The following is a 23,482-nucleotide window of genomic DNA, read 5'->3' as shown; positions in this document are numbered from 1 at the left end:
ATGGGGGGATGATCAGCTTTCGCTAGTCAATCATTTATTTTTCCACTTCAAACCGATTGGTCAATCGCTTCAACTCTTCTGCAATGTCTCTGAGATCGGCCACATGGTTGGTAAATTCATCCATGGTTGCCAAGACTTCTTCTGCATTTGCGGAAACTTCTTGTGTACCAGCGGCATTTTCTTCCGTTGATGCGGAAATGTTTTCTAAGTTTTCCAGTACACTGTTTTGAATGTTTTCGATACGGGCACTGGCTGCTTCAATATGATGGATGCCTTCGATCATATAGCTGCTGCGTTGGAAAACTTCTTTTGAAGACGAGATTGCTTCTTTGATCAAGTTGGTTTGGCGAACGCCGCCTTTGACAGATGCCGACGTTTGTTTGACCATTTGACTAGACTGCTCACGAATTTCTTCAATGATCGCTTCGATCTCTTTGGTAGAAGCCTTGCTTTGTTCCGCCAATTTACGGATTTCAGCAGCCACGACGGCAAAGCCTTTGCCCGACTCACCTGCACTCGCGGCTTCGATCGATGCATTCAAGGCTAGCAAGTTGGTTTGGTAAGAAATATCGTTGATGACCCCAATGATCGAGTTGATGTTTTGGATACTATCATTCATTCCCGTCATGTTCGACATCAAACGCTCCATCTGTGCCAACTCTTGTCGCCAGCTGTCATCGACTTGATCCATGATCGTTAAGTTTTCTTGATTGATCTTCGTAGATTCTTGCGACTTGCTGCTCATGCCGCCAACATTTTCTCGTAATTCTTTCACGACCTGCGACAGATTTTGCATTTGGGACACGCTGTATTCTGTTTCTTGGGCTTGCGCACCGGTCACTTCAGCAATCCCCGTAATGGTTTGAGAGACTTCTTCTGTCGCAATATTGGTTTGTTTTGACAATTCTAATAAAGAATCCGACATTCCTGCGACACTGTTGCTTTCTTTTTGGACTTTTTGGATCAATGCACCCGTGCCTTCGATCATCACATTGTAATTGTCCGCCATTTGCTGGATCTCATTGCCTGCTTTGTCTGGATAAACAACTCGGCGTGCCAGTTGATCCCATGTCCATTTTTCGCCTTTGGCTCTTTTGGTTTTGCTCATCTTCTCTAGTTTGCCTTCACCGACTTTTCTAAAGTAACGATTGAAGCAATCGATGATCGCTGCGACTACTTTGATCGCGGCATAAGAAACCAGTCCTACAAAGAGCAGCATCAAGATCGTAACGATAATGGTGGTACGGACCAACGCTCCTAACTCTTTGTCTAGATCACTAGCTTTGACTTCGGAGTACGCCCAAACATTGGAATCAGCAGACTTGTCATACAACACATCGTTGACTTTATTCGAGTCGCCTAAGCCAACCATGCCTGTCGGGTTTTTAGCTTCTTTGATTTTTTGGAACACTTCTTCTTCTTTGATATTCTTACCGATTTGTTTGGTGTTTTTTGAGGTCACGATGACCCCAGATTCTGAAACTAAGGTGACATTCCCAGTCCGCCCTACGGTAAAGGAAGACAAGATGTTTTGAATGCTTTCATAGGAAACATCGACGCTTAAAACCCCCACTTGATTATGGGAATTTTTGACCCTGATCGAAGCCGACGTCACAAATTGATTCGACACTGTATCTAAATAAGGTGCTGTCCAATAGACTTCTCCTTCGGCTTTTACGGCCCCTTTGTACCATGGCCGAATCGTGGGCTTATAATCATCTGGTAAGGGATTGAAGGTCACATACTCATCATCTTCTGTTCCAAAAGTCACCGCTAAGAAGCTGTTGCTTCCAGCAATCGCTAAAGAAAGATCTGAACGGATGCGTCCCATGCTGAATTCTGTTTTCATCGCTGGCAGTTCAGCCATTGATTTCAATTTGCTTTCCGTCGATCGGCGCAAACTCTTTTCTTCCGCCAAGATCAAATTGACGGCACTTTCTTTGTTCAAATCATTTCGTTCAATCAATAAGTTCTTGGTGGTTAAATAGGAACTTGTCAGCATGACAATGATCGGGATCCCCGCAACCAGCATCAAGGTGATCATCACATAAATTCCTATCGTCTTTTTTCTTTTTTTCACAACTGTGCCACTCCTTCATTTCCAATTTCACACGATCCAATGAAGACTCGTCCGTAGACGACCCTTAGTAAGGATAATCGGTTATTTCTTTGAATGATTAAGAGGGTTCATTGGCAGAAACGGCTGCAAGCGCATTTTCTTTTTTTGCTAAGGCTTACGGTTGCTGATCTAACGAATAGAAAAGCTCCTCAGTCATCAAGGATCGTTGCGACTGCATAAAAATAGCCAGCACGGAAGTTTCCGCACTGGCTGTAGGGGCCCTTTAATGGGACTGCTTTTTATTGCCTATAATTCTTTGATGACGGCTTTTTCTTCCGCAGTCAAAGCGAAATCAAAGAGCGCTAAATTTTCGGCTTGATGTTTTTCTGAATGGGATTTCGGAATCACGATCACCCCACGCTCGATTTGGTAACGCAAGACCACTTGGCTCCAGGTTTTTTGATACGCTTCACCGATTTGGGTCAAGGTTTCCCGAGCCGCTTCTGAAATCCGTGAAAGTGGCCCCCAGGCTTCTGGAACTACCTGATTGGCTAAGGAATAGGCGATGATCGCATCGTTCCACTTGCCTGGATGCGATTCGATTTGATTGACCGCTGGTTTGATCCGACTGTTTGCCAATAAATAGCTAAGTTCTTCTTCTTGGAAATTGGACACCCCGATCGCTTTTAAGACTCCTTTATCGACATAAGCCTCAAGAACCGCCCAGACAGCGGCGATCTCTGCCAAGTTGTCCCACGGATGATGGATCAAATAAAGATCGATCGATTCCGTCTGCAAGGCTGCTAAACTCGCTTCGACAGACGCTTTCACGGCAGCTGCATCTTGCGTATGCTCTGGTTTGCCAGGAATCTTAGAAGTCAGGAAAAATTCGCTGCGGTCGATCCCGCTCTCCTTGATGGCTTTGCCTACCACGGCTTCGTTGCGGTAAGAAATCGCCGTATCAAAATGCCGATACCCAAGCTTGATAGCAGTCAACAGCTCTGTCGTATCATCATTGATCGCACCTTGGTATTCTCGATTTTCTTTCCCAAATGTATTCGTCCCACTGCCGATCACTGGAATCTGAATGCCGGTATTCAATTCAATCGTTTCCATGCTGCTTCCCCCTTTGTGTTGTTTCTAGTCTATCAAAAAAGCAGGAGTAAGGGGAAGAAAAACTCTTATTGCCGCTAAAAAACGGGGAAAAGCACAAAACGCATGTTCAAGCTGCCCCTCCTCCGTTATACTGAGGGTAAGACACGAAACACCCAAATAAGGAGGGTTACTTTTGAAAAAAACACTATTTTTTCTTTGTGGATCACTGACATTCGGTTTAGGTACTTTAGGAATATTTTTGCCTTTCTTACCTACAACGGTCTTTTACTTGCTGACGGCTTATTTCTGGCTGCGGAGTTCCGATACCTATTATCAACGCTTGGTTCAATCAGAAAATTATCAAAAATACATTGAAAAACCACTCGTACAAAAACAGCTGAGTACCAAGGGAATGGTTCGGATGTTTGCCATGATGCTGGTAGTCTTTGCAATTCCTGCACTATTGATCCCTAATCTGCTGGTACGTTTCGTCCTCGCTGCCATCTACCTCGCCCATGTTATTGGGATCACTTGGTATTTAAAAGGACGCAAACCCGCGATTCAAAAAACGGATCAGCCCCTGTAAGGTGAAGCTGCACGAACACACCGTAATCCACCAAGCAGGCGAGCCTTGCTAGTGGACTGCGGTGTATTTTTTTCTCCTATTTTAGCGGGAGCCCACTGACGCCTCTTCGATGATGGGGGCTGATTGGGCGATCGCTAACCAGGCAGCAGGGATTCGGTATGGGGAGCAAGAAACATAGTCGATGCCGATCTCTCGCAAAAATGCAATGGAATAGGGATCGCTGCCGACTTCGCCACAAACACCGATCGAGTGCTCTGGCTGACGATCTCTTACGCCAGTGATCGCTTGGCGCATCAACGTGCCAACACCCGCCTGATCTAAGTGCTGGTAAGGATCTTCTTGTAAGATCCCCGACTGCAAATAGGCTTGAATAAAGCTGCCTGCATCATCCCGCGAAAAGCCAAACGTCATTTGGGTCAAGTCATTGGTACCAAAACTAAAGAACGCAGCATCTTCAGCACACTCCCCAGCGATCAAGCACGCTCTAGGTGTCTCGATCATCATGCCGATCTCGATGTGCAATGGTTGCTGCAGGGTTGCTTCTGCTTGAGCGATCACCTGTGTCAACGTCGCTTTCAACACCTGCAGCTCTGCGGGCAAACTGATCAGGGGCAATAAGATCGCCGCCTCTACCTCGACTCCTTGCTGCCGCAATTCCACAGCCGCTTCACAAATCGCCGCTGTTTGCATTTCATAAATTTCTGGATAGCTCAGTCCTAAACGGCTGCCGCGATGCCCCATCATGGGATTGACCTCTTGCAGCTCATCAATTCGCCGCTCGATCACTGCCAATGATTTTTGACTACGGCGAGCCATTTCAAGGCGTTCATGCTCATGGGGCAAAAATTCATGAAGTGGTGGATCTAATAAACGAATCGTGCACTTCTTTCCTTGCGCGGCCTGCAGCATTTCTTGGAAATCGGCTTTTTGATAAGCCTTGATCTCAGCCAACGCCTTCAATCGTTCCGCCTTCGTTTCCGCCAAGATGACTTCCCGCATTTTCCACAAACGCTCTTCCCCAAAAAACATATGCTCCGTCCGTGCCAGACCGATGCCCGATGCCCCAAAGGCCAGCGCAGCCTCAATGTCATTTTTCGTTTCCGCATTTGCGTAAACCTTTAGATCTGCCTGGGCTTGTGCCCACGTCAAAAGCTGATCCAGCAAGACCCGCTCCTGGACACTGGTCATAGGCAGCTGCCCTTGATACAGTTTGCCAGTGCTGCCGTCTACCGAAAGCACGTCACCTTCTTCAATCAGCAGCTCGCCGCAGCGAGCCTGCTTCAAAAATACATCGACACTTAATGCCTCGCACCCTACCACACAGCAGACCCCCAGACCACGGGCGACCACCGCCGCATGCGAAGTCATCCCCCCACGAGCGGTAATGATCGCTTCACTCACTACCATGCCTTCAATATCTTCAGGTGAGGTTTCCTGCCGCAGCAGCAGGACTTTTTCTCCTGCGCGGCTGGCTTTTTCCGCCGCCTCTGCAGTGAAATAGACATGTCCTGAAGCTGCTCCTGGACTAGCCGGCAAGCCCTGCGCAAAGGCTTTGGCTTGCTGTAAGGCTTCGGGGGCAAATAACGGGTGCAGCAATTGATCGATCATTTCTGGTGTGATGCGATCTAGTGCTTGCCTGATAGTGATCCGACCTTCTGCGACCATATCCGTTGCGATTTGCGCTGCGGCAGCGGCGGTTCGTTTGCCGTTTCTTGTTTGCAAGACAAACAGCTGGCCGTCATCGATGGTAAACTCAATGTCTTGCATGTCTTGATAGTGATCCTCCAAACGCTCAGCCAGTTGCTTTAATTCCTGATAGATCATGGGATGCTGCTGTGCCAACGCTTGGATCGGTTGCGGTGTACGAATCCCTGCAACCACATCTTCCCCTTGGGCACACACTAAAAATTCGCCGAAAAGTCCCGGTTCCCCGGTTGCTGGATTGCGGGTGAAGGCGACACCCGTCCCGCTATTTATCCCGCTGTTACCAAAAACCATTTCTTGAATCGTTACGGCAGTCCCTAGATCGTCAGGGATGCGATGGAGAGATCGGTAGGTCTTTGCCCGTGGGTTGTTCCATGAGCGAAAAACCGCCGTGATGGCTGCCAACAATTGCTGAAACGGGTCTTGCGGAAACGCTTCTTGAGTATGTTCCATATAAATACTTTGAAACACGCGGCAGATTATTTGCCAATCATTGCCGGTCATCATTTGGTCTGACGCATAATTCTGCTGTTTCTTATAATCTGTCAAGTAGGCTTCAAAGTGCTCTTTTGCTACACCTTTCACCACATCCCCATACATCTGGATCAAACGGCGGTAACAATCATAAGCAAAAACGGGGTCCCCCGTCTGCTGAGCCAAGCCTTGGACGGTTTCATCATTCAACCCAAGGTTTAAGATCGTATCCATCATCCCTGGCATGGAAAACTTAGCCCCACTGCGGACAGAAACCAACAACGGCGACTGCAGTCCGCCAAATGTTTTGTTCCTGCGGACTGCCAATTCTTCGATGGCAGCTTTGACTTGCTTGATGATCGCCTCAGGAAGAACCTGTTCTTCTAAATAGGTCAGGCAAATAGTCGCAGGGACGATAAATCCCTGGGGAACAGGCAAACCCAAATTGGTCATCTCCGCAAGATTTGCCCCTTTCCCGCCTAATAGTGCTTTTTGCTCTTTTGTGCCTTCTGAAAACCATACGACTGCTTTTTCCATCATGTTCCTCCTTTTAAATGTTATATACTATTTCGATTAATTAGCAGTATATAGTATGACACATTTAATCGTCAAGCTGAAAAAAGAAAACTTTTAAGGGATTTATCCTTTTTAAAAGAGAAGGATTGCCTTTTTATTCGGAAAATCATATAATCAATAGCATAGCACATAAAAGAAAGAAGGTGACACATTGGAATTAAGCCAAAGACAAATGAAAATCATTGAGATCGTCAAAGAGCATCAGCCGATCAGTGGGGAGACCATTGCGAAGCAGTTGGGCTTGAGCCGCGCAACCTTGCGGAATGACTTATCGATTTTGACCATGACCGGTTTATTAGACGCCCGACCGAAAGTCGGCTATTTCTATACAGGACAAACCGTTGAGCCTTTGCTTTTCGAAAAACTCTATCATACCAAAGTTGCAGAAGTCATGATCCCGCCGTTGCTGATCTCACAAACGGTCTCCGTTTATGAAGCGGTCACGACTTTGTTTATGTACGATGTCGGTTCCCTCTATGTCAAAAATGACCAAGACGAGCTGATTGGGGTCCTCTCCCGCAAAGACCTACTGCGCTTTGCGATCAGCAATGCCGCACCAGAAAAAACACCTGTAGCGATGATCATGACTCGCATGCCAAACATCGTGACCATCACACCCGAAGAAACGATTTTGACGGCTGGTACGTTGTTAGGGCGACATGAAGTCGATACCTTGCCTGTGGTCGATCCGCAGGAACCAAAAAAAGTCATCGGCAAAATCACGAAGACACGGCTGATGAATTACTTTATTCAAGCAGGCAATGACAGTGACAACACACACTTTTAGGGGGCAAAAACAATGAAGAACGTTCGAATATATTTGATTTCAGATTCCGTAGGCGAAACGGCACAAAAGCTGATCGCAGCCGTTTCCGCGCAGTTTCCCACGATCGACCTTTCAGACATCCAGCTCTTTCCCTTTACTAATGATGAAGAGAGCTTAGGCGAGATCCTCAAAGATGCCTTGCTAGACAAATCGATCGTCGTTACCACCTTAGTCAATAAAGAGTTAGTCGCCTTTGTTGATGCCTTTGCCAAGCGGACTGGTTTGCAGTATGTCGACTTTATGTCGCCCTTGACCACGATGCTGGAAAAAACATTCGGTGTAGAAGCCGTCCAAGAGCCTGGTGCCTTGCATCGCTTGAACCAAGCATATTTCAGCCGGGTGGCAGCGATGGAATTTGCGGTGAAATACGACGACGGCAAAGACCCACGGGGATTTCTCGATGCTGACTTTGTCCTCTTAGGGGTTTCGCGAACCTCGAAGACACCATTGAGTTTATACATGGCAAACCGCGGCTACAAAGTGGCAAATCTGCCTTTGATTCCTGAAGTTGCTTTGCCAGCCGAAGTGCACCAAGTCGACCCGCGGAAAATGGTCGGTTTGACCACGAATCCAGAATCCCTTACCGAGATTCGGCGATCCCGAATGCATTCATTGGGCTTAAAAGAAGAGACCCATTACACCAATTGTGAACGAATCGAAGCAGAATTAGCTTACGCGAATGAATGGTTCAAAAAGCTGAACATTCCGGTGATCGATGTCAGCAAACGTTCCATTGAAGAAAGCGCGATGCTGATTGAAGAACAAGCCAAAGAACAGGCCCATGTTCAATAAAGACGCCTTGGCAAACCTGACCGAGATCATCAACTTGGAAGCCATCCAGCAGCTGCCGAAAGCCACCGAGCACTTTGTCAGCGATCTGCATGGTGAATACGATGCCTTTGACCATATTTTGCGGAATGGTTCTGGCAGTATCCGAGAAAAAGTCGAGATTTTGTTTACTGACGTCTTGACGAAAGAAGAACAGACCGAACTTTGTTTTGTCATTTATTATCCAGAGGAGCTATTACAAGAACAGGCATGGACCCCTGCCGATTGGCGCTTAAAGATGGCACAGCTAGTGAAAGTTGCCCGCTTTACTTCCAGTAAATACACACGCTCCAAGGTACGCAAAGCACTGCCGTCTTCTTTTGCTTATATCTTAGAAGAACTGTTGTACCAATATGATGCTGACTTCAATAAAGAAGCTTACTATCGGGCGATTTTTGATAAGATCATTGAATTAGAGGCAGCCCCGCTTTTTTGCCAAGAACTGGCGTACTTGATTCAGCGCTTCGTAGTGGATCATCTCCACGTCTTAGGCGATATTTATGATCGCGGACCAGCGCCAGACAAAATCGTCGATCGCTTGATGACTTTGCCCTCACTGGATATTCAGCTAGGCAACCATGATATTTTGTGGATCGGCAGCTTTTGCGGCTCGCTGCCCTGTTTGGCCAATACGATCCGCATCGCTGCTCGCTACGGCAATCTGGCATTATTACAAGATGGTTATGGCATCGATCTATCAAAAGCACTGGCTTTTAGCCAAAAATATTACACAGAAAATGAAGGCTTTTATCCGCAAAAAACAGTGGACCCTTTATCAAGCCAGCAAAAAAAAGCAGCCATGCTTTTGCAACAGGCGTTTGCCATCATCCAATTCAAAGTCGAAGCAGCCGTGATCCAGCGGCGACCAGCATTTGCGATGGCAGAGCGCTGCTTGTTGCATCGCTTGTCTCAAGATCGGCAACAAATCCAGCTAGACCAGACCTATCCTTTGATCAACGGCTGTTTTCAACTAGTAGCTCCCGATGATCCTTACCGTTTGACAGCAGAAGAACATGAGGTACTGCAAGATTTGCTGAGCCAATTTCAACGCTCGCCCCGCTTAGCTGCGCATATGCGCTTTTTAGTTGAGCATGGCACATTGTACCAGCGCTTCAACGACAACCTGCTGTATCACGGCTGCCTGCCTTGTCAGGAAAACGGCGATTTCCTGGCCTTTACTTTCCAGCAGCAGCCCTTAGCAGGCAAAGCGTTGATGGACTTTTTTCAGCAATGTTTGCAGGAAAGCTTTGCCCAACCAGAAAAGCAAACAGACCTTGCCACCGATATGATCTGGTATCTTTGGTGCGGCGAAGGCTCTTCCCTCTTCGGCAAAAAAGCCATGAAAACCTTTGAGCGCTACTTTATAGCAGATCGCAACACCCATACGGAACAAAAAAATGCCTATTATTCTTTAAGGGAAAACGAAGACTTCTGCTGCCGTGTCCTAGCTGCCTTCGGTCTGCCGCCGACAGGCCACATCATCAATGGCCATACCCCTGTCAAAGTGCGTAAAGGCGAGACGCCCATCAAGGCAAATGGTCGTTTATTGGTGATCGATGGGGGACTCTCTCGCTCCTATCAATCCGTCACAGGCATTGCTGGTTACACGCTGTTGTCAAATTCCTTCGGCATGACCTTAGCAGCCCATCAACCCTTTACAGATCGCCAGCAAGCCATCCAGCAGCGACGTGACATCGTCACTCAGAAAAAAATCGTCGTGCGGCAAACGGAAAGAACAACGGTAGGGCAAACAGATATCGGCAAGCGGCTGCAGCAAGAAAGCCGAGTGCTTTTTGAAGAATTAAAAAATCATCCGATCCCTTGACGAGTCATTCGTCAACCAATCGGATGATTTTTTTTACAGTCCTTTAGAACTATGAAAGGCTTTGAGTTTTTCCAACGCCTGCAGCACAATGATCAAGACCAAGATCGCTAAGGCCAAAAAGAGCGTTTCTAACCCTTTTCCTTGTGCCAAAAGCAGCTCTCTTAAAATTGCTGTAATACTGATCAAAATCAAGTAACGCACCGGAATATGGTGACCTTCTTTTACGTAACGCAATAACATCAAAATAATTTCCAGTAAAATAAACAATGTCGCGATCTCTTCGATCAATAAGGAAAGATCACTGACTTCATGCAGCGGGATCACATGGACAACGATTTTGTAGATCGCTTCCGCCATCACCACCAAAACCAACAGAACCAACAGTCCTAACATAATATCAACAATCACACTAATCATTTTTTCGAAGTGCTTAAAATACTTTCCCATAACACCCCTCCTCGCACTTATTATAGCGAAACTGTTCAAAATCACTTTACGATATGCTTGCAAGTGCAGCTTTTTTTAGGAAGGAAGGAAATAAACACGCAGGACTGAGGGTAGTCGCTTTTTTCACTAGTCAAAAGGGATAGCTGCTTTATGGGGACGCAGCCACGAAAAAGCCTGTTTATGGCAATGGCCGGGCGTGACTCCTTCACACAAGCAAATAAAAAAGCTAGGCATAAAGCCTAGCTGAAATGGTGCCTTTGGATTGGACTGGTTTTCCTTATAAACTGGGATCAGTTGACCCCTTCGACTGTTAGATCAACGTTTTCACTCGTATCTTCCGCAGCTTCGTCATCGCTATTGGAGGTTTCCGAAGACGGTTCAGTCGTTTCACTGCTGGAGCTGCTTGTTGTAGTACTGGTCGAACTCGTAGACGAAGAGCTTGAAGAACTGCTGCTAGCGCTACTGCTGGAGGTATCGCTGGTGGTCGTTGAGCCGCCACTCGGCGCGGTACTCGAACTGCTTTCGCTACTTGCAGAAGTACTGACGCTAGGCTCTGTCTCTACTTCGCTTACAGAAACAGACGTGCCTTCATTTGTCGACGCTTCGATCGAGCGACTAGTCGTTGAAGACGGTGTATACGAACTAACACTGGCTTCATAAAAAATCTGACTGGAATCAGAGGTTTCTTCGATACTGCTGCTTGCGGTCTGGTAAGGTGGCTCGGAGGAACTACTGGAAGAATCTCGAACAAAGGGCGCGGCAACAAAGGCATTGGCATCTTGATTGATCGCCACACTCAAAAAAACCGCAACAAAACAACTGACTAATGCCGACTGCATATTGAACTTGAATTTCATCGCACTCCCCATCCTTTCCCAAAAATATGGTTGGACCTTCCGTCAATGATCTATCTCATTCTTATATTATACAAAAAAAAGCAATCGTCAACAAATTAAGTTTTATTTTCAAAGATGACAAAGACATGAATGCCCGTTGCGCAACAAAAAAAGCCCGAGGGCGACGGTCGATCACCTGCGGGCCCATCCCTTCACTAAGGGTTGGCAGGTGCGACAGATGCTCGTTCCTCTGGCTTTAATAGTTCCTTTACTTAAGAAATTCTTTTACTTATAAGTTTCGCAGATGATTCGGGTCATGGATCGGTGCTTCAATCTCACTGTCTCCCATGCGCGGTGTTGGATGAACGGACTCATCGGGCATCGCTGTTTCACCTGGTAACGGTTGATCGATGATTGGCCCAGTATCTGCATCACGATCCGTTATTTTGTCCATCGGCTGATAATCGTAGACGCCGACAACGAGTTTGTCTCGTTCGATGTCATCTCGGTAGCCGTATAATGGATCATGTTCATCGTCTCTGTGATCTGAATCGCCAAAAGAAAACGCATCTTTGATTTTTTCCCAAAGCGAACGATCTTCGTCTTCACTAGCAGCATGCTCCACTTCCACATCATCGATGGATTCTAACCCAAATTGATCGATGACTGTTTGATTCGCATACAGCACGATATCGTCTTTGCCATAGCCTTCGTTTGTCAATTGCTCAATAACCGGTAATACTTCTGTTCGAGTGTCGTAACTGCCAATAATCGTTAGGTTTCTGTTGTGCATGTGAAATCCTCCTTATTTTGTGTACGCTTCGATTGTTCTGGTTCTGAAGCAATTCTTTTAAAACTAGCAATTTCTATTGCTTCTTTCATTCTAACGCAGGGTTCTATGATTGACCAAATAGTTTGATTGCGCTTACGAAAAACAAGTAGTTTCTTGATAAACCGCTAGCAGCTTAGTGAACGCTTGATCCAGCATAAAAAACCGCGTGAGCCAATGGCATACACGCGGTTGCTTTTGCTTATTATTTGGAAACGATCAACTTTTGCCCGACATAGATCGTATAGCTGCTGTTGATCTTGTTCCATGATGCGATTTGGCTGATGCTGGTATTGTATTTTTGTGCCAGTGACCATAGGCTGTCACCTGATTTCACCGTGTGCGTCTTCGTTGAACTACTGCTGGTATTCGTATTAGAAGACCCACTGCTAGCAGCTGTCAAGTAGGCACCGCTGACCCAGCCTTTGCCAGAAACATAATACCATTTGTTCGTGCCATTGACGGTCGTCCCGGTTTTTGTTGCGGTAACCGTGACGGTTGCCCCTTTACTTAAAGAACCAGTAATACTGCTGCTGGTAGAAGCATCGGAACGAACATTTAAAATCTCGGTGGTTCTCATTTTCTGATTTGTCGTCGTTGAACCGCTGTTATTGGAAGAGCTGCTGGTTGTTGTCAAGTAGGCACCACTGACCCAACCTTTGCCAGAAACGTAGTACCACGTTTTATTGCCTTCCACTGAAGTACCGTTCTTTTTCGCTGTCACGGTAACGGTCACCCCTTGACCAAGCGTCGTCACGACACGGCTGCTGGTAGAAGCATCCGAGCGGACATTCAATGCGGCCGTCGTCTTCATTTTTTGATTGATGCTTGAACTGTTGTCTTCTTTTTCTGCTTCAGAAGCATTATTGTTGGTCACTTCAGTAAGGTAGGCACCGCTGACCCAACCTTTGCCAGAGACATAGTACCAATTTTTGTTGCCGTTGACTGATGTGCCGGTTTTCATAGAAGTGGCTGTAAAGGTCGTGCCTTTGCTAAGTGATCCTACCACTGATCCGCTAGTAGAAGCGCTGGAACGAATATTCATCGCTTCCGTCGTCTTCATTTTTTTGTTGATCGTCGTGCCAGAATTGCTATTGTCAGAACCGGTGTTGCCTGATCCGCTATTGTTATTTGAATCATCGGTCGAAACCTTCGTCAAATATGCACCACTGACCCAGCCTTTGCCAGAAATTTTATACCACGTGGTGTTGCCGTTGACGCTGGTGCCCGTTTTGGTCGCCGTTGCCGTAAACGTCGTATTGGCTGCTAACGAACCAGTAATAGAGGCACTGGTGGAGGCATCCGAACGAATATTCATGGATGACGTGGTTTTCATTTGCTGATTGATCGCTGTTTCATCACTGACGATCGTTTCATTGCTATTGCCGCCGCCTGCATTTGAGCTGCCAGTGTCATATTGCGTTAAATTATACGTACTGATCAAATTGTTTAATTTGCTGGCATAAGAAGTATCGGTTGCATACCGCCCTTGCAGCCAAGCGGTCGCTTGCGTGTAAGAGGTCGTATTGCTTTTCCATGCACCGCTGTAATAGTAGTTGCCGCTAGAAAAACTCGTGTTGCGCAACACATACGCATTGTCTTCAAAAGACTCTTTTAATGATGGGTATTTCCGAAACTTGGCGCTGATCAAATAATAATTGCCTGAACCATCATCTTCATACGTATCCATTGTCACGTATTGGCCATTATAGCTACCTTTGATCCCAAACATATTGTTGGCCGTGGTCGTCAAAGTTGATGCGCCCCAGCCAGATTCCAAAATCGCTTGTGCCATCATAACAGAGGCATACAGATCGTTTGCTGCCGCTACTTCCGTTGCATAGCCGCAAATCTGACTGATAAAGGCAGCCGGATCGATCGTTGCCCGTGAAAATAATGCCCGACTGGTCAAATCCGAAAGGGCTGATGGTACTTCATCTGCTTCTAAGACTTCATCACTAGCGACTGTTGTGCTTTCTGTCGTCGCTGTTTCTGATCCCTCAGTGACTGCTTTAGTCCCTGACTCCTCCGTCGTTTCCGAAGTTTCTTCGGTCACAACAGGTGCTGTCGTCGATGCTGTCGTTTCCTCAACCGGTGTGCTGTCGGTTTCTGGTGTAGTGTTTGTTGTTTGTTCAACGACCTTGAGGTCATTGCTAGTTTCTGTCGTTGCCGTTTCAGCCGCATGCCCTAAGGTCGGGATAAACGTTGATCCCGCTACTAAAGTAGTAGCCATCGTAATACTTTTTTGGGTATATTGTGTGCGCTTCAAGCGCTTTTCTAAGCGGCGTCGTTCTTTACGAATTGTCATTTAATCCCTCCGTCGTATTAGCCTTTTTTTATTGTAACACGATTTATTAAAAAATGGGGGGTTAAGATGAAAAAACAGTGAAATCAACGAGATAATTTCTTGCTATGAAACAGTTTTCTCTTTTGCTTCATCCGCCAATCCTCTGTTTTAAAAAAAGAAAAAAGAGTGGTTTTGGCACCAAAAAAGCAGCCTTTATCAAAAAGACTGCTTTGGTCGAATTGTTATTTAATAACAGGTGCGGGCTTCTTGGCTTTTTTCAGCATCGCATAGCCAATGTTGAGAACGAGCCCAAAAACCGCCAAGAAAATTGCCGTATAAAAGGCTTTTGTATAATTTCCTTGGTTACTTTCAGCGATTGCTGCTGCCACTCTGGGACCAAAGAATGCCGCCGTAGAATAACCAATAAAGACGATTCCATAGTTGACTCCTTGATTGATCGGTCCGTAATTTTCCATAACGATCGATGGGAAAACCCCCATCACGCCCCCGAAGCACAGTCCTAAACCGATGATCCCGACAGTGAAGATCACGGTTGTTTGACCAAGCGTTAATAAGAATAAGGACAATGCCACCACGCCATAGATGATCATCAACGTATTCGTCCGACCAATTTTATCAGAAACGGTGCCCCAAAGGACACGACCAAAACAGTTGCTCAATGAGTACAAGCTGACATAAAAGGCAGCGGCGGCTGCCGTCAAACCGAACATACTTTGCCCGATCACTGATGCGTTAGAAGCAATCATCAAACCTGAGAAAGCCCCTGCTCCTAACATAACGATAATCAAGTAGAAGGTTGGTGTCTTTAGCATGTCCAACCAATTCAGATTGATTTGTGGGCCATTTTTTCCTTGCGCCGCTGGTTGCCAACCTGCTGGGCGATAATCTTCTGGTGCCTTGCGAATAAACAGACTAGCCACTAAGACGATCACGATATAGGCGATCCCTAAAATCCGAAACGCTGCTAGTACATCTTGTGATTCGATCAAACGATTCGCAATCGGTGCGGCAATAATCGCTGCCCCACCCATACCTGCTGTGATCAAGCCAGAAGCCAGTCCCCGTTTATCCGGGAATAGCCTAATCGTATTGCTTAAACAAGCCGAATAGGCAAAGCCTTGCCCTAAACCAGCAAAGACTCCATAAGTCAGGTAAAGCATGGCGGGTGAGTTGACCAATCCCGTCAGGAAGAAGCCCGCTCCGAACAACACGCCTCCACCAGCGATGACCCATCTAGCGGCTCCTCGGTCTGTCAGCAAACCACCCAAAATCATGGTAATCGGGCCAACTGCGGCATTGATGGTAAAGGCTAACATGATCTCTTCCATGGACCAGCCTTTTAATTGACTAAGAGGTCCTGCAAAAACACTAAAGGCGTAAACGGCGCCCGTACACAGCAATACCGCGGTCGAAGCGATCAGAATCAGCCAGCGATTGATTTTTGTTTCCATTTTTTCTCTCCTTTGCTTTAAGCATGTTACATTATTCACATGTTTTTTCAAAAGCTAGCGCGCGTGTCGAGACACAACGCGCAAGGCTTTTTATTCGAGATGTTCTGCGACTGCTGTTTTTCCAGCAATTCGGCCAAAAGTAAAGATGTCTGTCAACGAGTTGCCGCCTAAGCGATTGCCAGCATGGATCCCCCCAGCAACTTCCCCTGCTGCATACAGCCCTTCAATGATTTGATCTTCCTTCGTCAACACATGGGTTTGCGGATCGATCTTCAATCCCCCCATCGTGTGGTGAACCGCTGGTTTTCTTGGTGTGGCATAGAAAGGCGCTTTTTCCACTTTCAAGTCGAAGACATCTTTGCCAAACTCTGGGTCCTTCCCAGCATCCACATAGCTGTTGTATTTCGCAACGGTCGCCTCTAAGACGGCTGGATCAACATTGATCTGCTCTGCCAGGCCAGCCAAGGTCTCACTGCGGAACAGCGTACCAGCAGCTACTTGCTTATCGATTTTTTCTTGGCTCGTGTTATAAGCGGTTTTCTTGATCTCTTCATCCGCGATCAAATAGAACAATCCGCCATTATCGATCGCCGCTTGGGTCAATACATCGCGGCTTTCGTATTCATTGACAAAGCGTTCACCCTTTTGATTGACCATCACAAAGTTAGCAGGTGGCACTTGCAGGCCACTGAACAAAGCCCCTGTGTTTGGATCAGATACGGGCATCATTTGCGAAAAGCCCATGCCAACAAGGTCCGCGCCAGCACTTTCCCCTAGTTTGATCCCGTCACCAGTGATCGCTGGTGAATTTGACGTTTTGATATCGTCTTCGATCTCTGTCCAATAGGTATTGTATTGTTTCAACATTTTCGTATTCGCTCCGAACCCACCAGAAGCTAAAATCACTGCTTTGGCATGGATCGTGACTTTTTGACCGTTACGGCCTTCCCCGATGATTCCAGTAACCTTGCCATCTTCGATCAATAATTCTTTGACAGGCGTATCGGTTAAGATCGTTCCCCCATGTTCTTTCACGAATTGATGCAAAGCAGAGACAAAGGCATACCCTTCGTTTTTGACTGGTTTATGTCCTCGGCGCCATTTCGCTCCTACTGGCATATCGACATTGTTCATATCAAATTCTACGCCGATTTCTTCTAGCCATTTCACTGAGTCCAATGCTTGATCCGTCAAGATCTTCACTAGCTCGTATTTCCCATAGATCGGTTGACCATTCAAATCTTTGCGTTTTCCGCCTAAATAGGTTTGAATTCGATGCCACAAAGCAGAATCAAACAAGTATTCTTTTTCTGGCGTCGTTTCTGAAAGATACGCAGTGATTTGTGCCTTCAAAGCTTTGAAGTCTGGCAAGTATTCTGCATCGATCTCTTGCTCATCGATCGTCAGCACTTCTTCTAAAGCACTGCGTTCGCCAGGCAATGCGGAAAAGCCGTTTTGCCATTTTGGATCTGCGGCATTCATCGGTCCGCCAGTACGTACGGTATTGCCGCCGATCGCTGGGAATTTTTCTACTAAGATCACGTCTTTATTGGCTTGCAGCACACTGGCAGCCGCACTCAGACCCGCGCCGCCGCCACCTACGACAACGACATCGGTGGTATACGTTTCATCTTCTGTTTGCAAAGCACTGGCGGCTTTTGGCCGTTTGCGCAAGACATCTGGGTTCGCACCAGCCATTTTCACGGCTTTTGCTACGCCATCAACGACACCGTTACTAGTAACCGAAGCACCAGAGATCGCATCGACATTTAAGGTTTGCCCTTCAATGATCTCTTGAGGAATCCGTACGAAAACGACATCAGCGATCCCTTCGGATTCACCAGAAGTATCGATATCGATAGCTTCGATCCGTTCTTCACTCAATTTGACGACCATTGGTAGATCCCCGTTATGTCCTGGTGCTGTGACGGTGTATTCGCCAGGCTCATAAACGACTTCTTCTGGTACGTTCAACAAATTAGCGACTTCCGTAAACCGAACAAACTTGCGGAAACAGCTTTCCAAAAAATCGACCGTTCGTTGATCTTTTAAATTGCCTTGTTCATCAAAGGCTTGATGCGCACGTCCCAACAAGAACTCATTTCCTGGCATGACTGTCGCATTGACACCCGGTGCATCAAGGATTTGGCGCAAATGAAGCTGTGCTCGCGAAGAGCCTTGAACATCGTAGGATGCACCGACGATCATCACTGGTTTGCCATCAAAGGGATGGAGATTGAAGGAGAGCCATTCCAAGACGCTTTTCAATGCGGAAGGAATCGAATGGTTATGCTCTGGTGTCGCAATGATCACCCCATCGGCTGCTAAAATCTTGCTATTTAACCGTTGAATCACTTCACTATTGGTTTGATCTTGTGTTTCATTGAACATTGGAACATCCTTGATTTCCAGTAGTTCAATTTCTGCTAGGGCAGCAAATTCTCGCTGCATAAACGCCACTAATTGGCGATTGGTGGATTTTTTGGCGTTCGTTCCGATTAGGCCGACAAATTTCATGACTGGTTCCTCTCTTTCTTATGCTTGTTCCCACGAAAATTTCTTTGCTCGTTCTTTAGCCGTTGAATATTCACTGACTAGACGGTTCGTGATTTCGACAAACAAGACAAATTCATTGAAACAATCTTCTAGTTCGGCAACTTTTTCGCTATCGATCAAGTTTCCTTGTTCATCGAAGGCTTGCATGGAGTGCCCTAATAAAAATTCCGCACTCGGCATGATTCGAGCTTTTACTTCTGGTGCATCTAAGATCTGACGCAAATGGGCTTGGGCTCTCGATGAACCTAATGCACCAAGAGAAGCACCCGTGATCATCACTGGTTTATCGATCAAAGGCCGCGTCGTATAAGAAAGCCATTCAATCATGCTTTTTAGCACCGCTGGGATCGAGTGATCGTATTCTGGTGTACTGATGATCACCCCATCGGCTGCTTCGATCTTCTCTGACAAGGCTTGAACTGCCGCTGGTGCCGTCCGATCTTCTGGTTCATTAAATGCTGGCAGATCACTGATTTCGCAAAGTTCGATCTCCGCTTGGTCACTAAAATGGTTTTGAATAAATTGCAGTAAGCGACGGTTGGTCGAACGCGTCGAGTTGGTTCCTACGATTCCAATCAATTTCATTATCATCTCTCCTAATTGTGAATAATTTAACATTTAACAATAAATAAAAAGTTTTTGACCATTGGCTTTGATTTCTTTTTTCAATCGTTTCTCAAGTTGGTTTTTAAGACCTACTGAGATGAAAGGCTTCTTCCTAAACAAAAAAATCTTCCCCAAGTACCCATTTAGTGTACGACTGAATTCTTTATTTGTGAAATATTTATTTAATTATCCATCGATAACAAATTTGTTATAATAAGAAAAATGACTAGGAGGACCACGCAATGGCACTTAAAGATTCCCATCTGATGCTGCAATACCTCGATACCTTGCTAAAACATAGCAACTATACCAAAGCCGCCAAAGACCTCTACATCTCACAGCCTTACTTGACACAAACCGTGAAACGTGCCGAACAAGAGCTAGGGACCCCCATCATCAATCGGCAGCCGGGTCATTTTCAACTGACGGAAGCTGGTAAAATCTATTATCAATATCTGGAAACCTTGGAAACAGAGTCTGCCAAATTGAAAAGTCGGCTGTCTTGGTATACCGCGACCGAGAAGCGTTCTTTGCGCTTAGGCATCTTGCCCAGCCTTGGTTCCTATCTGCTGCCACTCTTTTTGCCTGCATATTATGAACACTATCCCAACGTACACTTTTTCTTACGGGAAGACCTGCCGAAGCACAATGAAAAACGACTGTTGAATGGGCAGCTGGACTTTTTTATCGGACAAAATCCTGAGACGATCGCACCGAATCTAACGGTCCACAGTACCAATCAAGAACGGTATCTAGCGATCATTCCGCCTTGTTCTCCCCTGTATCAACCAGAGAAGCGGTATTTAGCACCTGATTCATTGGCCGTCAAAGACTTGCTGCAAAGTCCGTTGATTTTGACCGCTAGCGGCTCGGCGATTCGGCGTCAAATCGATCAATTGCTGCAAAAATACAAAGTAGAGGCGACCGTGCTCATAGAAAGCAGCAATATTTATACAGCAGCAGCATTGGCAGAAAACAACCTTGGGATTGCGATCGTACCCGAAAGCGTGCTGCAAGCAGCGACTGCGACCCCTTTTAATCTTTATCCGATGCCAGAGGAACTCTTGTCCCTCACCTATTTTATTGCCCATCAAGCCGAACGGGCATTGTCAAACAGCGAAGCCGACTTGATCGAGACCTTTTTGCAACACGTCTAGCTTTCTTTTTACAAAAAAACAAGCAGCCACCACCTATATTCCTAGGTGATCGCTGCTTGTTTTCATTCTGCTGTTGGCGTTTCGATCAAACGGGCTAATTCTTGCGGATAGATCAGCTCTCCTTGTTTTGTAATGACTAATCCAGTGATCCCTTCTAACGGCGCCAGCTCCTGCAAGATGGCTTGTGGCTCTTTGCCAAACAAGCGGGTCGTCCAAATCTCTCCATCAACCGATTGGTCGGAGAGAATCGTGACACTGGCAATGGCTGACTCTAACGGATAGCCCGTATCTCGATCAAAAATATGATGATAGGTCTTGCCCGCTACCTGATAGGTTCGTTCATAGATCCCTGATGTAACGACTGATTGATTACGAACCTTCAACGCTGCGACAAAATTCCCTCTTGGTAGGAAAGGGTTTTGGATCCCGATCCGCCAATAGCCATCTTGATGGCTCGGGGCATCGCCGTAAGTCACCACATTGCCTCCAAGATCGATCAAAGCGGCTGTGACACCAACCTGTTTGAAATAGGTCATCAACAAATCAGCAAAATATCCTTTTGCCACAGCCCCTAGATCAAGCTTCATGCCAGCAGCTAACCCGACGGTCTGCAGCGTTTCATCCAAAATGATCTTGGCAGGATCAGTCTTTGGCAGCAGCTCCGCGATTTTCTCAGGCGTTGGTAGATGAGCATCTTGGAACCCGATCCGCCATTCCTGCACCAAAGGACCGATGGCAATATTTAAGTAGCTATCTTTGGGTACGCTATGGGCTTTCCCTAGTGCGATCAATTCAAACAATTCCTGTGTGGCAGCGATCGCTCCTTGTCCTGCCTGCTGATTGATCTGCATCAACTCAGACGTCGGGTCATTGGCACTAAAACGCTGTTCAAAGGCCGCAGCTCTTTTGGCTGCTTCCTCTAAGATCACTTCTGGGGTTTCATGCTGCACCCAAATCGTGATCACCGTTCCCATTCCCTGTAACACTCGTTGGCCTTCTGGCATTGTCCTTGCTCCTTTGTTCTGTTCTTTTGGCTATCATAGCAGTTTCTGGGAGAAAAAAGTAGTCTGCGGGATACCACTGCTGCTTTTTTTGAAAAAAAACTGCGAGGTCACCCTCGCAGTCTCCTGTTTCTATTGCTCAATGATAAAAGTCGAAGCGGCCTTTCGCCAATACTTCTTTGACCCCACCGGTTTGGTACAAGGAACGGTCCATAATGGCTTTTTTCACCACGGAAGCGGGATAGCCTTTGATGCCCATTTTCCCTACTAAGCCAAAGGCATGGGTATTGCCGATCGATGCCACTGAACCTAATGATTCAAAGTGGAAATCTGCTGGTTTTTCCCCGTTCATTTGACGTAAGATGTTTTTACCCGCATGCTGCCCCATCTTCAAAGCGATTTGAGCCGTTGTTGGATACGGGCGATTGGTCGCTGGGTCCATGACTGCTGAAACATCACCGACAACATAGACGTTACTATGATCAGGGTCTGTTAGGTCTTGATTGACCATCACGCGACCACGACGAGCAGAAAAGTCTGATTCAGCCATCACATGGCTGCCGCTGACGCCTGTGGTCCAAACGATGGTTTTGGCTGATAATTCTGCTGTTGCTCCTGTATCGGCATCATTTTGATAGACAACGACACCTGGTTTGATTGCTTTGATGGGTTTACCAGTCAGGAAGTTTACGCCCCATTTAACGAGATTTTTGATCCCGTAATCCGATAGTTTTTCATCAAACATCGGTAATAAACGAGTCACTGCTTCGACACAGTACAGTTTGATGTCTTCTGGTTTGACACCTGCTGCTTTCGCGAAGGTTTTACGGTTTTCCACCAATGAACCTAGCAATTCGATTCCAGTGAAACCAGCACCGCAGACAACGATTTTTAGGTAGTCAGGATTTTGTGTTTCTTTGTATGCCTTCATTTGTTTCAACAAATGATGATAGATGTTTTCTGCGGAGTCGACATCCACCATTTCCAACGCATGCTCCTCGACACCAGGGATCCCAAATGATTCTGATTCAAAGCCTAATGCCACGATCAAATAATCATACGTGCACGTGGATTGATCTTTAAAAACGATCACTTGCTGGTTACGATCGATCGACGCCACTTCCTTTTGAACAAAGCTCGTCTTTTGGGGACGAACGACATCATTGATGGGATAGCAAATGCGGTCTCTTGGTTGCGTACCGGCCGCAACTTCATGAAGATCGGTTGCCTCATAATGATAATCGTTTTTGTCGATCAATGTGATGTGAAACGCTTCTTTTGCTCCTTGCAATACGTGCAATGCTCGCAATCCAGCATACCCTGCTCCTAAAATGACAACTTCCTTCATGTTTCCTTACTTCCTTTCTTTGCTGTAAAAATTATAAAATCAAACCAATCGCAAAACTCAGCACTTGTACGCATGCTCCGACCGCAAGGATCCGAACGGCACAAATGAAGGTCTCTCTTTTGATTTGTTTTTGCATAAATCGTTTTGTCTGTTGCCAGACAAAGGGCGCCGCGAAAAAGGTCAGAACCAGTGACCAAGGCGCAATGTTGAGGGCAACTGAGGCAATGATCGCAACAAACGCCAAGACGTTCATCGTGATAAATAATTTCAACGCACGGGCTTTACCAAGGTAATGCACCAGCGTATAGCGCTCATTTTTTTCATCCTCTTCCAGATCACAAATGTTGTTTGCCAGCATCAAGTTGGCGATCCATAATGTGTTGGGTAATGAGATCAAGAAAATACTGCCAATCGTGGCAATGTTCCATTCAAAGGTTTGATAGGCATTAAGGTAGACACAGATCAATGAGATCATAAAGCCCATCGTAAAGCCAGAAAAGAACTCGCCTAAAGGCAAACTAGAAAGCGGCCGTGGACCAGAGGAATAAAAGATCCCGACTAGGTAACAATACAGTCCCATCCAAAAGAGCGGCCAACCAACCACCATTGCCAAGGCGATTCCCATGGCGGCGGAAACGATGATCATGGAGACCATCAACCAAAAAACCAATTTGACAGACAACTGTTCCCGACCAATGATATTGGTCTTTTCTTTGTAATCATGCCCTTCTGTGGCATGATGGTAATCGTTGTAGTTATCTAAAATATCCACCGCCATATTGAAGATCAGCATGGCAATGAAATACAATAGGACATAGCCAAGATGAATCGTTTGATAATTGTACCAGCTGTAGCAGACACCAATGAAAAATGGCAAAATACTGGCGGTTTTTGCTTTAAATTCGACAAGTTCTAAAAATACAGGTAGCGTCACAACTTCACCTCCTTTAGTGAGTGCATTAAACTAGTC

At 46.3% G+C, this 23,482-nt stretch carries 18 protein-coding genes; 5 read left to right on the top strand and 13 right to left on the bottom strand.

What is annotated here, in order from left to right:
* Positions 1–34 precede the first annotated feature (34 nt).
* A complete protein-coding gene (locus tag IGI77_RS00440) occupies positions 35–2,080 on the bottom strand; it encodes a methyl-accepting chemotaxis protein (protein WP_005226571.1) in 2,046 nt (681 codons plus the stop codon).
* A gap of 285 nt (positions 2,081–2,365) precedes the next feature.
* Complete coding sequence (locus IGI77_RS00435; RefSeq protein WP_005226570.1) at positions 2,366–3,175, bottom strand: aldo/keto reductase family protein; 810 nt, start codon at positions 3,173–3,175, stop codon at positions 2,366–2,368.
* A gap of 172 nt (positions 3,176–3,347) precedes the next feature.
* Between IGI77_RS00435 and IGI77_RS00430 the strand changes: the two genes are divergently transcribed.
* Positions 3,348–3,740, top strand: coding sequence for a YbaN family protein (locus tag IGI77_RS00430; RefSeq protein WP_005226569.1), 393 nt, complete (start codon positions 3,348–3,350; stop codon positions 3,738–3,740).
* Positions 3,741–3,821: 81 nt separating this feature from the next.
* On the opposite strand, the gene ppdK is transcribed toward IGI77_RS00430, so the two are convergent.
* A complete protein-coding gene (ppdK, locus tag IGI77_RS00425; protein WP_438769195.1) occupies positions 3,822–6,455 on the bottom strand; it encodes a pyruvate, phosphate dikinase in 2,634 nt (877 codons plus the stop codon).
* A 190-nt stretch (positions 6,456–6,645) separates the two neighbouring features.
* On the opposite strand from ppdK, the gene IGI77_RS00420 reads away from it, so the two are divergent.
* Genes IGI77_RS00420 through IGI77_RS00410 form a run of 3 tightly spaced genes read left to right on the top strand, consistent with a single transcriptional unit; the run spans position 6,646 to position 9,973 of the window.
* Positions 6,646–7,281: a helix-turn-helix transcriptional regulator gene (locus tag IGI77_RS00420; RefSeq protein WP_005232817.1), complete on the top strand. Its 636-nt coding sequence runs from the start codon at positions 6,646–6,648 to the stop codon at positions 7,279–7,281.
* Between the two features lie 12 nt (positions 7,282–7,293).
* Positions 7,294–8,112 carry a pyruvate, water dikinase regulatory protein gene (locus IGI77_RS00415; RefSeq protein WP_005226564.1) on the top strand — a complete coding sequence of 273 codons (819 nt, stop codon included), beginning with the start codon at positions 7,294–7,296 and terminating at the stop codon, positions 8,110–8,112.
* Positions 8,102–9,973, top strand: coding sequence for a fructose-1,6-bisphosphatase (locus tag IGI77_RS00410; protein ID WP_438769193.1), 1,872 nt, complete (start codon positions 8,102–8,104; stop codon positions 9,971–9,973). The genes IGI77_RS00415 and IGI77_RS00410 overlap by 11 nt, the downstream gene beginning before the upstream one ends.
* Positions 9,974–10,006: 33 nt before the next feature.
* Here IGI77_RS00410 and IGI77_RS00405 read toward each other — a convergent pair whose 3' ends face one another.
* The 7 genes from IGI77_RS00405 to IGI77_RS00375 all read right to left on the bottom strand — a co-directional run bounded on the left by IGI77_RS00405 (position 10,007) and on the right by IGI77_RS00375 (position 18,985).
* The gene (locus IGI77_RS00405; protein ID WP_010748527.1) at positions 10,007–10,420 is read right to left on the bottom strand and encodes a phosphate-starvation-inducible PsiE family protein; all 414 of its coding nucleotides are present in this window, start codon (positions 10,418–10,420) and stop codon (positions 10,007–10,009) included.
* 290 nt (positions 10,421–10,710) lie between these two features.
* Positions 10,711–11,277 (bottom strand): hypothetical protein, encoded by a 567-nt coding sequence (locus tag IGI77_RS00400; RefSeq protein WP_015508723.1) that lies wholly within the window; start codon positions 11,275–11,277, stop codon positions 10,711–10,713.
* A 268-nt stretch (positions 11,278–11,545) separates the two neighbouring features.
* Complete coding sequence (locus tag IGI77_RS00395; RefSeq protein ID WP_438769192.1) at positions 11,546–12,049, bottom strand: general stress protein; 504 nt, start codon at positions 12,047–12,049, stop codon at positions 11,546–11,548.
* 241 nt (positions 12,050–12,290) lie between these two features.
* A complete protein-coding gene (locus tag IGI77_RS00390) occupies positions 12,291–14,393 on the bottom strand; it encodes an SH3 domain-containing protein (RefSeq protein ID WP_438769191.1) in 2,103 nt (700 codons plus the stop codon).
* Positions 14,394–14,614: 221 nt separating this feature from the next.
* Positions 14,615–15,844 carry an L-lactate MFS transporter gene (locus IGI77_RS00385; protein ID WP_010748523.1) on the bottom strand — a complete coding sequence of 410 codons (1,230 nt, stop codon included), beginning with the start codon at positions 15,842–15,844 and terminating at the stop codon, positions 14,615–14,617.
* Positions 15,845–15,934: 90 nt separating this feature from the next.
* A complete protein-coding gene (locus tag IGI77_RS00380; RefSeq protein ID WP_086338876.1) occupies positions 15,935–18,361 on the bottom strand; it encodes a flavocytochrome c in 2,427 nt (808 codons plus the stop codon).
* A gap of 18 nt (positions 18,362–18,379) precedes the next feature.
* Positions 18,380–18,985 (bottom strand): NADPH-dependent FMN reductase, encoded by a 606-nt coding sequence (locus IGI77_RS00375; protein ID WP_194193646.1) that lies wholly within the window; start codon positions 18,983–18,985, stop codon positions 18,380–18,382.
* A gap of 263 nt (positions 18,986–19,248) precedes the next feature.
* Here IGI77_RS00375 and IGI77_RS00370 point away from each other — a divergent pair, with 263 nt between their 5' ends.
* Positions 19,249–20,163 (top strand): LysR family transcriptional regulator, encoded by a 915-nt coding sequence (locus tag IGI77_RS00370; protein ID WP_010748521.1) that lies wholly within the window; start codon positions 19,249–19,251, stop codon positions 20,161–20,163.
* A 62-nt stretch (positions 20,164–20,225) separates the two neighbouring features.
* On the opposite strand, the gene IGI77_RS00365 is transcribed toward IGI77_RS00370, so the two are convergent.
* The 3 genes from IGI77_RS00365 to IGI77_RS00355 form a co-directional block, all read right to left on the bottom strand.
* On the bottom strand, positions 20,226–21,167 hold the full coding sequence (locus IGI77_RS00365; protein ID WP_081116678.1) for an FAD:protein FMN transferase: 942 nt from the start codon (positions 21,165–21,167) through the stop codon (positions 20,226–20,228).
* A 136-nt stretch (positions 21,168–21,303) separates the two neighbouring features.
* Entirely contained in the window at positions 21,304–22,512 is a 1,209-nt protein-coding gene (locus tag IGI77_RS00360) for an NAD(P)/FAD-dependent oxidoreductase (protein WP_015508719.1), read from the bottom strand.
* A 31-nt stretch (positions 22,513–22,543) separates the two neighbouring features.
* Positions 22,544–23,446 carry a prenyltransferase gene (locus IGI77_RS00355; protein ID WP_005226546.1) on the bottom strand — a complete coding sequence of 301 codons (903 nt, stop codon included), beginning with the start codon at positions 23,444–23,446 and terminating at the stop codon, positions 22,544–22,546.
* Positions 23,447–23,482: the final 36 nt, after the last annotated feature.

The sequence above is a fragment of the Enterococcus sp. DIV0213h genome (assembly GCF_051711285.1).
GTDB classification, from domain to species: domain Bacteria; phylum Bacillota; class Bacilli; order Lactobacillales; family Enterococcaceae; genus Enterococcus_D; species Enterococcus_D casseliflavus.
This window is presented reverse-complemented; position numbering and strand designations above follow the sequence as displayed.